The following is a 14,834-nucleotide window of genomic DNA, read 5'->3' as shown; positions in this document are numbered from 1 at the left end:
CCTGTTTTAGGTGACTTCTTTCTCTTCAACCTGTGGCAATTAATTAAATGATTAGAAAAACATTTATTCCCTTAATTATACTGTATTTTCTCAGTTTTACGGTAAAGGGTGGTAATTCCGAAAGAATATTGATTCCGGAATTAAAAACTGAAAACAGAGATTACGTGAGTGACGCAGAAGAGAATTCAATGGTTCGTATGCAGAATAAATTTCTTGCAGGAATTGAAACATCACTTAATCCTTCATTCACGGCTGACGATGATTTTATGTTTAGAACGTTGGCGAATTTCAGAATTGGTTATCGCCTGCAGCAACACGTTCTCACCGGCGGACTTGGCGTTGAGTTTACCGATGAAATGTTTATTCCCATTACGATCGATTATAAATACTACTTTAATTACACACAAAAATGGTCGCCTTTTGCATATGGTCAGGTAGGCTATAGCTGGCATTTAAAAGGCAACATCAATTCGCGCTACAACACTTCAAATTATAAGCAAATCGATCCCGGAGCACTGGCTTCGGTTGGCTTTGGTTATTCTGTTACTACTAATCTTAACGAATTTTATTTTGCTGTGGGATACTCCTACCGCGACTATGTAGAAGTTACTGTTGTAAGTTCGAGCGGTGCTGAGCAGCATCTTGATAAAACCAACAACGGCCTCGCTTTTACCCTTGGATTTAACTTTTAACCATCATACCTTGTAAAAATGAAAAAATATACTTTTCTCTTCGGACTGTTTTTCGTGTTTACACTTTCGGTATATGCTCAGTACGATTGCAAAGTGCTGGTAAAAGAATTACAGGGGCAGTACAACGGTGATTGTAGAAAAGGTTTGGCAAATGGTGAGGGAGCAGCCAAAGGTACTGATAGCTATATCGGAAGTTTCAAAAAGGGATACCCGCACGGGTATGGAGTTTATACCTATGAAAATGGCTCGAATTACGTTGGAAACTTTACAAAAGGGAAAAAAGATGGCTACGGTTTATTCAATAATCTGACCGAAGGAGGCCATTTAATCCAGGAGTACGGTTTGTGGGTAGCCGATTCTCTGATAATACCCAACGATCCAAAAGCCCTGTATAAAGTCAAAGAACGCAGAGGAGTCAAATTGATTGATCCTGAACTCACCAGAGATGCATCCATAAAAAATGAAGTCTGGATTAACTTTCAAACCGATGGCGTTCCCGATAAATCAGTAGTGATAACGAATACTGAGATTTCCAGTGGGCATAAATTAGAAACCAGGGAGCGTTCGTTGAATACCTTGGTTGCTTTTGGCGAGATTGAAGATTTTCCGGTTACTTTCAGACTGGAATATGAGATTCGAAAAACTTCACATTTCGAAATGACAAACTGTGTTGTGGAAGTAGTCCTGTTTACTGCAGGTAGGTGGGATATTGATATAAACCATTAGTTTTTTTCTTTTTCAGGAACAGAACACAAATAGGTTTTTAGACCGCGGGACCGCTTGATTTCCCGTATCGATGAAAAAGATCATAAAAAAATATTTCAGACCGGGAGGAACTTACTCTACACTTACTCACAATTACCCTTCGTAGAACTTTTTTTATCCTCCCGGTTTTTTAAAAAACACACAAACAAACCACCGTTTTTGGTTTATTTAACCTTAATTAAAATAAAAATTCAAAATTTCTTGTGGGTGTTAGTTTTGACGTTATCAGGCATTAACGCTTTCACTGTGTCATAAAAACCGAAAAAATGATTTCATAATTTTTGGAGTTATGATTTTTTTTTACACATTTGTTACTGTTAATTTTTTTAACAATTGCAAGAGGGTAATATGTGATATTTGATTTGGGGGAATCATAACAAAATATCCATTTATATTTTATACGCTGTTTAATTATTACTAAAACCGTTTCTATGAAGGGTAGTATATGTAGAACCTGTTTATTTCCTGTTAACTTATTAGAATTATGTTTTTCGGGGCAAAAATATTGCCGGGAGGATCTCACTCAACATATACTCACGATTACCCTTCGTAGAATTTTTTTATCCTCCCGGCTTTTATTGTTTTGTGAGATGAGATAAGATTTAAGGAAAGTGAAAAAACCAAAAGAAGATCAATTCATACAATGAATACATTCTACATTTTTTATAGCTGTTTATTTAATAACTAAAAATTATTTCTATGAAAAAAATTGCGATTATTTTATCGATACTCCTTTTCATGGGTAATTTGGTAGCCTTTGCTCAGACAAAGACGATAACCGGTACGGTTACTTCGGCTGAGGATAATATGCCAATACCCGGAGTTTCGGTTTCGGTGAAAGGAACAACTTTGGGAACGATCACCGACATTGATGGTGTTTATACCTTAAAAGCACCTGAAGACGCTAGAACTTTAGTTTTGAGTTTTGTGGGTATGAAAACCCAGGAAATTGCCTTAGGGACTTCTACTACCATTAACGTAGTAATGGAACCTGATGTACTGGGTTTGGATGAAGTTGTGGTTACCGCACTTGGTCAGTCACGCGAGAAGAAAGGTTTGGCTTATGCCGTTCAGGACATTGAGGGTGATGAACTGATGACCGCACGCGAACCTAACGTTGTAAACTCGCTGCAAGGTAAATTATCGGGTGTACAGATTACCAACTCTTCTGGTAACGTTGGCGCCGGTTCTCGTATCATCGTTCGTGGTATGAGTACTTTAACTGGTAATAACATGCCGCTTTTCGTTGTTGACGGTATCCCGATCATTAACTCATATTCTGATGTAGGTGCTTACAGTGGTACTGACTACGGTAACTCTTCAGCTGACATCAACCCTGCTGATATCGAAACCATTTCGGTACTGAAAGGTGCGAACGCTGCTGCACTTTACGGATCACGCGCTGTGAACGGTGTGGTACTTATTACCACCAAATCCGGTAAAATGGGCCGCAAAGGTTTAGGCGTTTCTATCCAGCAAAACATGGTATGGTCAAATCCATTGAAATTACCTAATTTCCAGAACAAATACGGACAAGGTTACGACGGCGAATTTGAATACGTCGATGGTAACTGGGGTGGTGTAAATGATGGTATTGACGAATCGTGGGGACCTGCTCTCGACGGACGTTTGATTCCTCAGTTCGACAGCCCTTACGATCCTGTAACAGGTATTCGGGAAGCAACTCCGTGGATTGCACATCCTGATAACGTAAAGAATCTTTTCGATACCGGTTTGAACAGTACTACTTCTATTGCGGTAAACCGCATGGAAGACGATTACAACTACCGTCTGTCGGTTTCGCACCAGGATCAGACAGGTATGATACCGAATACCGATCAACGTAAAAACACATTCACTTTGAATGCCGGTTTGAATGTAACTGATAAAATCCGTGTTCAGGGTTCTGCTTCATACATTTTAACCGAAAGCGACAACATTATGTCGTCGGGTTATACTTCAGCAGGTATTTTCCAAAGTACCATGCAGTGGTTCGGTCGTCAGGTTGATACTCAATGGTTGAAAGACAACTGGCAGGAGATCGATCCTGTATCAGGACGAAACTACAACTGGAACCACAGTTACCACGATAACCCATACTGGACTTTGAATAAAAACACCAACTCTCTGAACCGTGAACGTTTTATGGGTAATGTAAACATCTCTTACGATATTAACGAGTGGATGATGTTGAAAGCCATGGTAGGTACCGATGCTTATTCACAAGGTATCAAGGAAGTTCGTGCCAAGAATTCTCACGACTGGATGGACGGACGTTTCGACAACTACGAATCAGTTCGTAGCGAAACAACTGCCAACGTTGTATTGAATTTCGACAAAAACTTTGGCGATCTGGACGTACTCGGAACAATCGGTTCGGAATACAACCATTACGACTACCGTAGTGAGGCTACTCACGTTGCAAGTTTGATTATTCCTGACTTGTACGCTGTAAGTAATGCTGCTTCTCCTGCAACAACAGGTATGTCAGAAACTCATACTGAGCTTCAGAGTGTATTTGCCAGTGTTAACTTTGGTTACGCCGACATGCTTTACCTCGATTTAACTGCTCGTAACGACTGGTCTTCAACTTTGCCTGTCGATAACAATTCTTATTTCTATCCTTCTGCTTCACTTGGTTTCATCTTTACTGAAGCTTTGGGAATCGAATCAGGAATTCTTTCTTACGGTAAACTGAGAGCCAGTTATGCGCAGGTTGGTGGTACTGCAGGTGCTTATGCATTGCAGGGAACATTTGGTGCATCTGATCCATTCAGTGGTCAGCCTTCATTATCGTATACCAATACTTTGGCTCCTCTGGGATTGAAACCACAATCGAAAAACTCGCTTGAGTTTGGTGCGGAATTAAAATTCTTCAACAACCGTTTGAGTCTTGATGCAACATACTACAACGAAGTTACCGAGAACCAGATTATGAACATTGCGATCTCGAATACTACCGGATTTAGTACCAAAACCATCAACGCCGGTGAAATCCAGAACGAAGGGGTAGAGATCACATTAAATGCAACGCCTGTATTGACCAAAGATTTCTCATGGGACATTACAGCCAACTGGGCAACCAACAAAAACACGGTTAACAAATTAACAGGCGACCTGGAGTACATTAACCTGTACGCCGGATCGTGGGGAATGACCGTTCGTGCTCGTTTGGGTGAAACATACGGCCAAATGTGGGGATACGACATTGTTCGCGAAAACGAAACCGAAGTATATGACTCGAAAGGTGATTTAGCTTACATTAAGTACAGCGGAAAACCTGTTGTTGGAACCGACGGTCGTTATATCCGTTCGCCACAGCAAACCGAAATTGGTAACGTAACTCCTGATTGGTATGGTGGTGTTAACAACGCATTCCATTACAAAAACTTAAATGTGAGCTTCCTGGTTGACTTCCGTTGGGGTGGCGATCAGTACTCAATTACTGACTGGTTCGGTAGTTATTCAGGTGTAATGGCTAATACAGCTGCTACTAACGACAATGGCAAAAACGTACGTGACGCTGTTGCAGACGGTGGTGGTGTAAAAGTTGATGGTGTTTATGGTAAACTGGTTGACGGACGTGTTGTTCTTACTGATGGCTCAGGAAACGAATCATCTACTCCGGTAGCTAATAACTCGTATGTTGAAGCACAAACTTTCTTCGAGACCGATTACTGGGGAAAACCAAGTCTTTCAGTTTACGACGCAGGTTTTGTTAAATTGCGCGAAGTGATTGTAGGATATACCTTCAACAACATTCCTTACCTGAGCGATATAGGTGTTAGAGACGTGAACCTTTCGTTTGTAGGACGTAACCTTTGGATCATTTACGACAACATGCCACATGTTGATCCTGAGAACGGAATCAGTGCCGGTAATACTTCTGTGGGTATGAACTCTACTCCAATACCATCGGCCAGAACTCTTGGTTTCGACTTGAAAATTAATTTTTAATAAGGATGGTTTAACTTAAAAATTCAATGAACATGAAAAACATATTGAAAGATTTTAAATTAGTCCTGTTTACCGTCCTGATTTTAGCAGCAGGATCGTGTACAGACGACTTTGAGGAGATGAACACCAACCCGAACTCTCCGGTTGATGTTCCTGCAATAAATATTTTTACCCATACAATTGTATCTCAGATCGGATATGAAATGGGTGGATGGATGCAGCACACCTATCTTGGAAACTGGTCACAACAATGGACCAAAGTGCAATACATTGATGAAGACAAATATCAGCCTCGTAACCTAGATGGATATTTCCACTCGCGTTATACTGATCCGCTTCAGGATTTGGCCATTATTATGGATAAAACCAATCCGGCAAATGAAGATGGTGGAGATCCTGAATTGTATGCAGCAGCAAAGATATGGAAGGTTCTGATAATTGATATGATGACTGACCTGTGGGGCGATGTGCCTTACAGTGAGGCTAATATGGGATTGGTATCGGATAATGTAACGCCGGTGTACGATACACAGGCCGACATTTATGCCGGTATGATTGCAGAATTGGACGAAGCAAACGATCTGCTGACTTCTTCATCACTTAACTTTGGTAGTGGCGACCTGCTTTTTGGTGGCGACCCAATGATGTGGAAAAAGTTTGGAAACTCTCTTCGTTTAAGAATTCTTAACCGTGCCGCCGGTACGCCTTGGGATTTTACTTACGATATGGTTGGCGGAACCCAGGTAACAACAAGTGCCGGTTCTGCAGCTATGAGCGATGCTGATGCTCAAATCGCTACAATTTTGGGTAATTCATCGCAATATCCGATTATGACAAGCAACGACGATAATGTACAATTGGCGTATCCGGGCTTACCTTACCGTAATCCGATTTTCAACACCTTGTTCTCACGTACCGACCAGGGTATCAGCCAAACTATGGTTGACTTCCTGAATGCACGGACTGACCCAAGGGTGCACATCTACGCACAGCCTATTCCTAAAAGTGTGGGAACTGATGCTATTGAATACAACGGACATCAAAACGGTTTGGCCCATGCAGCCGCAACTTTCCAGAACGTATCCTTACTGGGTACAGCAATAGCATATACCGAAACTGCACCGCTGTATGTTTTGTGTTTGGATGAAGTTGAATTTATTCAGGCTGAGTACTATCTGCGTAGAAACGACGAAACAAGTGCACAGGCTCATTACGAAGCCGGTATTGCTGCAAGTATGGATCGTTGGGGATGTGCTGACGGCGCAACTGTAACACCATCGAACAAAGCCGGTGACGACTTTTCTGCATTCTCTGTAACTGTTGATCAGGCTGCTTACCTGGCTGATCCGCTTGTAGCATGGGGTGGCTCGAAAGGCGAAAAATTCCAGAAGATTCTTGAGCAAAAATGGGCGGCGATGTTTGGTCAGGGCGTTCAAGCCTGGATCGAAGTACGTCGTACAGGTTTCCCGGCTCGTATATTCGAATACGAACTGGAAGGTGCTTACTATCCTAATTTGGGTATGCCTACACGTTTGACTTATTCAACGGTTGAAGATACCTATAATGGCGAAAATCTTGACGCTGCGAAACAACGTCAGGGTGTTCAGGACCTGAACGAAGGATTGTTCGAGAGTTGGGTATGGTGGAACACCAGAAGAAACCCGATTCCAACAGAAATCGATCCTCCTGCTGAAGACAAGCAATAACATATTGTTATGATATAAGTTAAAAGGTCCGCCATCTCGGTGGACCTTTTCTTTTAGGTTGCAGTTGAAAATTTGGTTGATTATTTTTTTACCTTTAAAGCACTAAAAATTGATTAACATGAAAACAGTTATTTTTTCCTTATTATTCTTTTTATCAGCATTTTTGGGTACAAACTTAAGTGCACAGAACTACGTGATGGAGCTCAACGCATTTATAGAGTACAACAACATTAATCTTACCAATTCGCGTTCGGGAAGCACCTACGAAGATGTGCAGGGAACACCTTTTTTATACGGCGATTTTGCGGTGGGCCGCGTAAAACTCAACAATCAGAAATATTACGAGGGCGAACTGCGCTACAACAATTACAAGCAACAGTTGGAATTTAAAAACGAAAAGGGTGAAGTTTATGATGTGCTAACTCCGGAGAACATCAGCTCGGTTAAATTAAAAGACGTAACATTGGTCTACGAAGACATAGACGGCTCAGGAGGTTTTTACCGGCAGCTGGTGCCCGGGGCCTATATGCTGTTGGCTAAAGATAAGGCTGAATACCAGGAACCCAAACCGGCTCGTCCTTATGTGGAAGCAAAGCCGGCTCGCTTTGTCACAAAAAACCCCGAATATTTTCTGTACAACGCAGCCAGCGGTTTGGTCGAACTTAAAAATAAGAAAAGCCTCGACGGGATTTACCCTGAAAAATCGAAAGAAATACAGGCCTTTGTGAAAAAGGAAAAAATCAAATTTTCTGATGAAGAGGATTTATCCAATCTTGTTAAGTTTTTAAATACACTATAACACGGCTAGGTTTTCCGTTTCTTCTTCTTAGCAGCCGGAAATAATACGTTATTTAAGATCAATCGGTAACCCGGTGAATTGGGGTGCAGGCTCAGATCGGTAGGCGGATCGCCTATCAGGTGGCGGTAATCTTCCGGATCGTGGCCTCCGTAAAAGGTCCAGAATCCACGGCCCTTTTCACCATGAATATAGCGTGCTTCATTGGCTGGTTTGTTGTCGCCCAATACCAACACATTCGATTTCAGTACCTGTTTGCGATATGCCGTGGTTTGCCCCATAAAACCTTTGATCAGGTTTTTATGGTTCTGGCACAACATGGTTGGAATAGGATCCCACTTGGCCGAAAAATCGAACAGGGTAAAATAGTCGTTTTCACGGGCCACTCTTCTGGTTTCGGTTGCATCGATGTTGGAAAATTCATACTGATTCGGATCTTTAACCAACTTAAAATTTTCGAAGGCAAAAGTATGGTTAAAATCAAGTTTACTATCCACGTCGGGATCCATAGGGTCGCCGTCAAACATCGGCTGACAAATATCGATTCCGGCAGCGGCCAAAGAAATATCGTAGGTATCAGTAGCGGCGCACATGGCAAATAAAAAGCCACCGTTCATCACGTATTTTTCAATTTCGCGCGTAACAAACGATTTCATTTCCGATACTTTCATAAAGCCCAGCTTTTTGGCGAGTTCATTGTTAATCCGCACTTCCTGCTGGTACCACGGCATATGTTGGTACGAGCGCCAGAATTTACCGTGCTGACCCGTAAAATCTTCGTGGTGCAGGTGCAGCCAGTCGTAGTCTTTTAGTTTACCGCTTAAGATTTCCTCGTCGTAAATTACGTCATAATCAATTTCTGCGTAAGTGAGCACCAGGGTAACAGCATCGTCCCAGGGTTGCTTGTTGGGTGGCGAATAAACCGCAATTTTAGGCGCTTTGTTCATGCTCACCGCATCTTGGTTAATATCGGGCCGGGCAATTTCGGTAAGTATGGCGTTTGCCTGTGCATCGGCAATGTTTTCGTAGCTTACACCACGCACCACACATTCGTTTTCAATTTCCGGGCGATGCTCCATAAGGAAGCTGCCGCCACGGTAATTCAAGAGCCATTTTACTTCCATGTCGCGTTGGAGTGTCCAATAAGCAATACCGTAAGATTTAAGGTGATCTTTTTGCGAATCATCCATGGGGATGAGCAGGTACATGGCTTTTACCTGGATAAATATGAGCGTAAATAACAGTATAAATATTGTTTTGAGCTTCATGGCATAACTTTTCCGAAAGATACAATTTTAGTGGTAAAATGGTTCAAGAGAAATGTGGGGAATATTTTTATACTGCGAACTTGTTTTTTGTACCGCCCTAAAGGTCGGAGTAATAAAAAGGTATTATTACTCTAATTCATTGTATATATTTTCGGGGGAAGTAGTATTCAAAGCGGAACGCTAGAACGGTGCATCCGAACCACCCGATTCTGAATCGAAGCCACGATTACCACTTATGCCTTGTTGTTCATAGCTTTCCTGGTCGGCATTCATCGATGAACCAAAAGTCTGAACATCGCCAAAACCACCCGAATCGAATTGCGGATCCATGTCGGAGAATTTGGCCATTTCTTTTTTGAACCGGAGATGTACATCGGCAGTAGCACCGTTACGGTGTTTTGCAATGATGATCTCGGCCACGCCCAGCAATGAATTACCTGAATCATCTTCCGTAATTCCAAAGTATTCCGGACGGTGAATAAAGGTAACAATATCGGCGTCCTGTTCGATCGCTCCAGATTCACGCAGGTCGGATAGCTGTGGACGTTTCCCTTCACGCGATTCCACCGAACGATTCAGCTGCGACAGCGCAATAATCGGGACATCCAGTTCTTTGGCAATGGCTTTTAGCGAGCGCGAAATGGTACTCACTTCCTGTTCACGGCTTCCGCGCATATCCGTTCCGGCAGTCATCAGCTGCAGGTAGTCGACAATAATGATGTTGATGTCGTGCTGCATTTTAAGGCGACGGCATTTTGCCCTGAATTCAAAGATTGAAAGGGCAGGAGTGTCGTCAATGAAAATTGGGGCATCGTCAAGTGCTTTAATGCGCTGGTTCAACTGTGTCCATTCATAATCTTCAAGTTTACCGGTTTTAATTTTTTCGGCTCCTAATTCGGTTTCGGCCGCAATTAAACGGTTAACCAGCTGGATGGATGACATCTCTAGCGAGAAGAGGGCAACTCCCTGCCGGTGATCAACAGCCATGTTGCGGGCCATAGACAGCACAAAGGCAGTTTTACCCATTGCCGGACGGGCTGCCACAATAACGAGGTCTGTTTTTTGCCAGCCCGAAGTAATCCGGTCGAGTGCCGAAAATCCCGAAGGAACACCACTCAGGCCATCCGGTTTACTCCTTGCCTTTTCAATTTGTTCAATTGCCTGGTTCAGTACCGGTTTAATCGGAACCGTTTCTTTTTTAATGTTGCCTTCAGATACCTTGAACAATTCCGATTCTGAGAAATCCATCAGGTCGTCAACATCTATGGTATCGTCGTATGCTTTAGTCTGAATTTCGGTGGAAACGCGTATCAGTTCGCGCTGCATAAATTTCTGCGCAATAATCCTTGCATGAAACTCGATGTGAGCAGCCGATGCCACACGCCGGGTAAGTTGGGTAATATAGCCCGGGCCGCCAACAGCATCCAACTCATCGCGGTCTTTCAATTCCTGGGTAACCATCAACAAGTCAACCGGTTTTTCTTTCCCTGACAATTTTTGAATGGCTTCGAAAATCTTTTTGTGTTCTTCCTTGTAGAAACTCCGGGCATCGATAATATCGGCAACCGTAACATAAGCATCGCGTTCGAGCATAAGCGCACCAAGTACTGCCTCTTCAACGTCAATTGCCTGAGGAGGAAGCTTGCCGTATTGCGCGTTAATTTGCTCTAAGGTGGATGTGGAGTTGCTTTTTTTACGTTCTGCCATAGTTCGATTACTAAAAAGTTAGGCTTTTTCTGCGAGCTCAAAAGTATAAATAACAGATGCTGTTGGCAAGTTAAAAACCATGTCTTTTTAATGGAATATTAACCTGTTATTCACACAGCCTGTTAATTGATTTTTATCCGATTTTATCGTCGATAATTTGTGTGATAATTTCCTTCAAACTACTGCCCATAGCCGCTATTTGTTGTGGAATAAAACTGGTTCCGGTCATCCCCGGAGTTGTGTTTACCTCGAGGAAATAAAAGGTATTGTCTTTTAGGATATAATCGATGCGGACAATGCCCGAGCACTTGCAGTAGTCGTAAATTTCGGAGGTGAGTTGCTGGCATTTTTTGAACAGCGGTTCCGGCAGGCGGGCGGGTGTAATTTCCTCTGTAACACCCGGAGTGTATTTGGCCTCGAAATCGAAATATTCGTTTTTGGGAATAACTTCGGTAATCGGAAATATAGTTTTCTCTCCTTTAATCTTTACTGCGCCACAGGTAAACTCGTGTCCGTCGATAAATTGTTCAACTATGGCTTCGCTGCTTTCTTCCCAGGCTTTGTTAATGGCAGCTTCAACTTCATCAATGCTCTTCACCTTTGTGATGCCAAAGCTTGATCCGCCGGCATTGGGTTTTACAAAAATGGGCAGTCCAAGTTCTTCAACAACAGCTTTTGGATCGATGCTTTCGCCTTGTGTAAACAGTAATGATTTGGCCATTTTTACACCCTGACTGCGCAGATAGTTGTTGCAAAACCATTTGTTGAAAGTAAGCGACGAAGAATGTACATCGCAGGTGGAGTAGGGAATGCCGATTAGTTCGAAATACGATTGTAAAATTCCGTCTTCTCCGGGGGTGCCGTGAATGGTAATATAGGCAAAATCGAACCTTACTTTCTCGCCGTTAAGCATAAAGCTAAAATCCGATTTATCAATGTCGTTTATTTTTTCGTCGTTTTGAAAGACTTCCCAGCGGTCGTTCTGCATTTCAACCAGCCAGGGATTGTATTTATCCGTATCAACTGCATTGATGAGGTTGGCGCCGCTTTTTACCGAAACTACAAATTCAGAGGAGTTTCCACCAGCAATAACGGCTATATTGGGTTTGTTTGTGTTCATTTTAGTCATTTCTGTTAGCTATGTAATTTTCCCATTTATCGATTGCCTGCTGCATATCGTCGGGTATTTCGGAATTAAACTGCATTTTTTCACCTGTAGCAGGGTGGACAAAACCCAGTGTTTTGGCATGAAGTGCCTGGCGGGGAAGCACTTTAAAACAGTTGTGTACAAACTGTTTGTATTTGGTGAATGTGGTTCCGCGAAGAATCTGGTCGCCGCCATAATTGGCATCGTTAAACAGCGGATGGTTGATGTATTTCATGTGTACCCTGATCTGGTGTGTCCGACCGGTTTCGAGCCGGCACTCAACCAGCGAAACATAACCAATACGTCTTAGCACTTTGTAATGGGTAACGGCATGTTTCCCGTAATCTCCTTCGGGAAAAACGGTAAACACCTGTCTGTTTTTTAAGCTTCTGCCAATATTCCCGGTAATGGTTCCTTCATCCTCTTTAACACTCCCCCAAACCAGTGCCTGGTAACGGCGTTCGGTGGTTTTTTCAAAAAACTGCAGTGCCAGGCGGTTTTTTGCCTGTTCGGTTTTGGCCACGACCATTAATCCCGAAGTGTCCTTATCAATGCGGTGCACCAGTCCCGGCCGCGGATCTTCGCTGTTAAACAGCGGAAGGTCTTTAAAATACCAGGCCAGTGCGTTGACCAGGGTTCCTGAATAATTTCCGTGTCCGGGATGCACAACCAGTCCCGGTGGTTTATTGATCACAACCAGGTGGTCGTCTTCAAAGACAATATTGAGCGGAATATCTTCGGCAATGATCTTTAGTTCGCGGCGGGGGTAGTCCATCACGATCTGAATGTCGTCGTTGGGCTTCACTTTGTAATTCGATTTCACCGCTTCGCCGTTCACCAGGATATTGCCGGCGTCGGCTGCCGACTGTATCCGGCTGCGTGAAGCATTTTCGATCCGGTTTGACAAAAACTTGTCTATCCTGATTGCTTTCTGCCCGGGATCTACAGCAAGACGGTAATGTTCATACATTCCCCCATCTTCCAGTTCGTCATTTTCTTCAATATAGTCGCTCATGGGCAGCTATTGCTGAAATTCGTTATTTATGAGTTTCTCATCATCGACAGTCAGCCACAGATCAACCGACGAACCCAGGTATACACTTCTCACCACATCGGCATCGGGCATCTGTTTCCACACCCGAGCATTCAATGAGTCGTCTTGTGTTGTTATTGTGTTGTCGTAAATTACTACACCCAGGTTTAGCCTGGCATCCGTAATTTTTGCCTTGGCATCGTCCACAAACATACCAAACAATTTGGGAAGGGCAGTTTCCATATTTCCTTTGCTTTGTCCAACAACCACTACAACGGCACTTCCGCGAACCAGCCGGTCGCCTTCGTTCACCTCAGTCGAATCTTGCAGGATGTTAAGCACCAGGTCATTGTATTCCGAGGGCTTATAAACAATGCTGTCGATTAATAAACCGCAGTTTTCGAGGAGCACCTGAGCTTGCCGGAACGAAATATCGGTGAGTTTTGGTGTTTTAACCTTTTCCGGCTCAGTGGAATTCATTGTCACAAAAATCACACGTCCTTCTTTTACTTGTTTGTGTGATTTTGGAACCTGATCGACAACCGTTCCGGGAGCAGCACTTTTATTATAAACCGAATCGAGAACTTCAATCTTAAGTTTTCTGTCATTGGCTGCCGTGTTGGCTTCTTCAAATGTTAAACCGCTTAAATCGGGAACCCGGTATGAAATCCCGTGATGTGTGTAGCTTTTGAGCTGGTTCATGGTTGCCGCGATAATTGCCACCAGCAAAACAATAGCCACTGCGAGGCTGATTAAAAAGGCACGGCTCACTAAAAATTTTTTGAAACTCATAATACAAAGCTTGTCGATCTTTTTTATAAAGAAACAAAAATAAGCCAAAAAAAGTATGTTCAGTCCCGGTGATTATTAAATGAACTCAATAAACGTTCAGTATTTGCCCGAAGGATGAAGTACCTTTTTGATTATCAGTAAAAAAGGGGAGATAAAAAAAGAAAACTTATTTGGCTAAATACGTGTGTTAGTGGTTTTAGTCTTGCACGTTCGCACGTCGGTTCCTATAAATACGAAAAGGTAAAGAAATTGCTTTCTTTACCTTCCCGTGAATATTCTTCAGAAGATATATTTATCTCTTATGTCTCGGTTCGTCTGAAACCGAAAGTTTTTTTCGACCTTTAGCTCTACGGGATTTTAATACTTTACGTCCGTTGGCAGTGGACATTCTTTCTCTGAATCCGTGCTTGTTCTTTCTTTTTCTGTTCGATGGTTGAAATGTACGTTTCATTTCTATAAAGTTTTAACTATTTACTTCTTGAATTTTCGGACTGCAAAAATAGTGTTTTTTTTAATTCCTCCAAAACTTGTGTGTTTTTTTGAACGAAAACTGAATTTTAATATTAGGGTCTTGCATTCAGTTGCTTAGCTATTTTGAAAAAATGAGTTTTAGGGCCATTAAAATCATCAGTACTCCAAAAAGTCTGCGTAGCGTACGATCGGGAATGGTTAATGAGAAGTACGAACCAAGGTAGGCGCCAACCACAAAAGTGAGGGATAAAACCAACGCAAATTTCCAGTTTACATGTCCTGCTTTCCAGTAGTTCCAGGCGGCTAAAATACCAACCGGAGGAATCATAAAAGCCAGGCTGGTACCTTGAGCCTGGTGCTGCGTGAGCCCCAGGATAAAGATCAGTGCCGGAATAACGATTATTGCCCCGCCAATTCCGAACACCCCAGAAAGTAGTCCGGAAACCAGCCCGATGAGAATGAGTATGATCAGTTGTGTTACAGTCATTTTAATGAATTTT

The 14,834-nt window shown here is 42.7% G+C and carries 12 protein-coding genes; 5 read left to right on the top strand and 7 right to left on the bottom strand.

What is annotated here, in order from left to right:
* The first annotated feature begins 47 nt into the window (after positions 1-47).
* The 5 genes from WFY05_RS18770 to WFY05_RS18750 all read left to right on the top strand — a co-directional run bounded on the left by WFY05_RS18770 (position 48) and on the right by WFY05_RS18750 (position 7,919).
* Complete coding sequence (locus WFY05_RS18770; RefSeq protein ID WP_340114456.1) at positions 48-692, top strand: hypothetical protein; 645 nt, start codon at positions 48-50, stop codon at positions 690-692.
* 18 nt (positions 693-710) lie between these two features.
* On the top strand, positions 711-1,418 hold the full coding sequence (locus WFY05_RS18765; protein ID WP_340114455.1) for an MORN repeat-containing protein: 708 nt from the start codon (positions 711-713) through the stop codon (positions 1,416-1,418).
* 738 nt (positions 1,419-2,156) lie between these two features.
* Positions 2,157-5,414 (top strand): SusC/RagA family TonB-linked outer membrane protein, encoded by a 3,258-nt coding sequence (locus tag WFY05_RS18760; RefSeq protein ID WP_340114454.1) that lies wholly within the window; start codon positions 2,157-2,159, stop codon positions 5,412-5,414.
* A 32-nt stretch (positions 5,415-5,446) separates the two neighbouring features.
* Positions 5,447-7,120: a SusD/RagB family nutrient-binding outer membrane lipoprotein gene (locus WFY05_RS18755; RefSeq protein WP_340114453.1), complete on the top strand. Its 1,674-nt coding sequence runs from the start codon at positions 5,447-5,449 to the stop codon at positions 7,118-7,120.
* A 118-nt stretch (positions 7,121-7,238) separates the two neighbouring features.
* Positions 7,239-7,919, top strand: a complete 681-nt coding sequence (locus WFY05_RS18750; RefSeq protein ID WP_340114452.1) for a hypothetical protein — start codon at positions 7,239-7,241, stop codon at positions 7,917-7,919.
* Positions 7,920-7,924: 5 nt separating this feature from the next.
* Here the strand turns inward: WFY05_RS18750 and WFY05_RS18745 are convergent, their stop codons facing one another.
* From WFY05_RS18745 to WFY05_RS18715, 7 genes are all read right to left on the bottom strand, one after another.
* Positions 7,925-9,184 carry a hypothetical protein gene (locus tag WFY05_RS18745; RefSeq protein WP_340114451.1) on the bottom strand — a complete coding sequence of 420 codons (1,260 nt, stop codon included), beginning with the start codon at positions 9,182-9,184 and terminating at the stop codon, positions 7,925-7,927.
* A 180-nt stretch (positions 9,185-9,364) separates the two neighbouring features.
* Positions 9,365-10,891, bottom strand: coding sequence for a replicative DNA helicase (gene dnaB / locus WFY05_RS18740; protein WP_340114450.1), 1,527 nt, complete (start codon positions 10,889-10,891; stop codon positions 9,365-9,367).
* A 133-nt stretch (positions 10,892-11,024) separates the two neighbouring features.
* Complete coding sequence (locus tag WFY05_RS18735) at positions 11,025-12,011, bottom strand: D-alanine--D-alanine ligase (RefSeq protein ID WP_340114449.1); 987 nt, start codon at positions 12,009-12,011, stop codon at positions 11,025-11,027.
* A gap of 1 nt (position 12,012) precedes the next feature.
* Positions 12,013-13,053 (bottom strand): RluA family pseudouridine synthase, encoded by a 1,041-nt coding sequence (locus tag WFY05_RS18730; protein WP_340114448.1) that lies wholly within the window; start codon positions 13,051-13,053, stop codon positions 12,013-12,015.
* A gap of 6 nt (positions 13,054-13,059) precedes the next feature.
* Complete coding sequence (locus WFY05_RS18725; protein WP_340114447.1) at positions 13,060-13,863, bottom strand: PASTA domain-containing protein; 804 nt, start codon at positions 13,861-13,863, stop codon at positions 13,060-13,062.
* Between the two features lie 292 nt (positions 13,864-14,155).
* A complete protein-coding gene (gene rpmH, locus WFY05_RS18720) occupies positions 14,156-14,314 on the bottom strand; it encodes a 50S ribosomal protein L34 (RefSeq protein ID WP_340114446.1) in 159 nt (52 codons plus the stop codon).
* Positions 14,315-14,452: 138 nt separating this feature from the next.
* Positions 14,453-14,821, bottom strand: coding sequence for a sulfite exporter TauE/SafE family protein (locus WFY05_RS18715; protein ID WP_340114445.1), 369 nt, complete (start codon positions 14,819-14,821; stop codon positions 14,453-14,455).
* Positions 14,822-14,834 lie beyond the last annotated feature (13 nt).

Source organism: Maribellus mangrovi (assembly GCF_037646455.1).
In the GTDB taxonomy this organism is placed as follows: domain Bacteria; phylum Bacteroidota; class Bacteroidia; order Bacteroidales; family Prolixibacteraceae; genus Draconibacterium; species Draconibacterium mangrovi_A.
The sequence above is the reverse complement of the archived record's forward strand: the minus strand, read 5'-3'. Positions and strand labels throughout refer to the sequence as shown.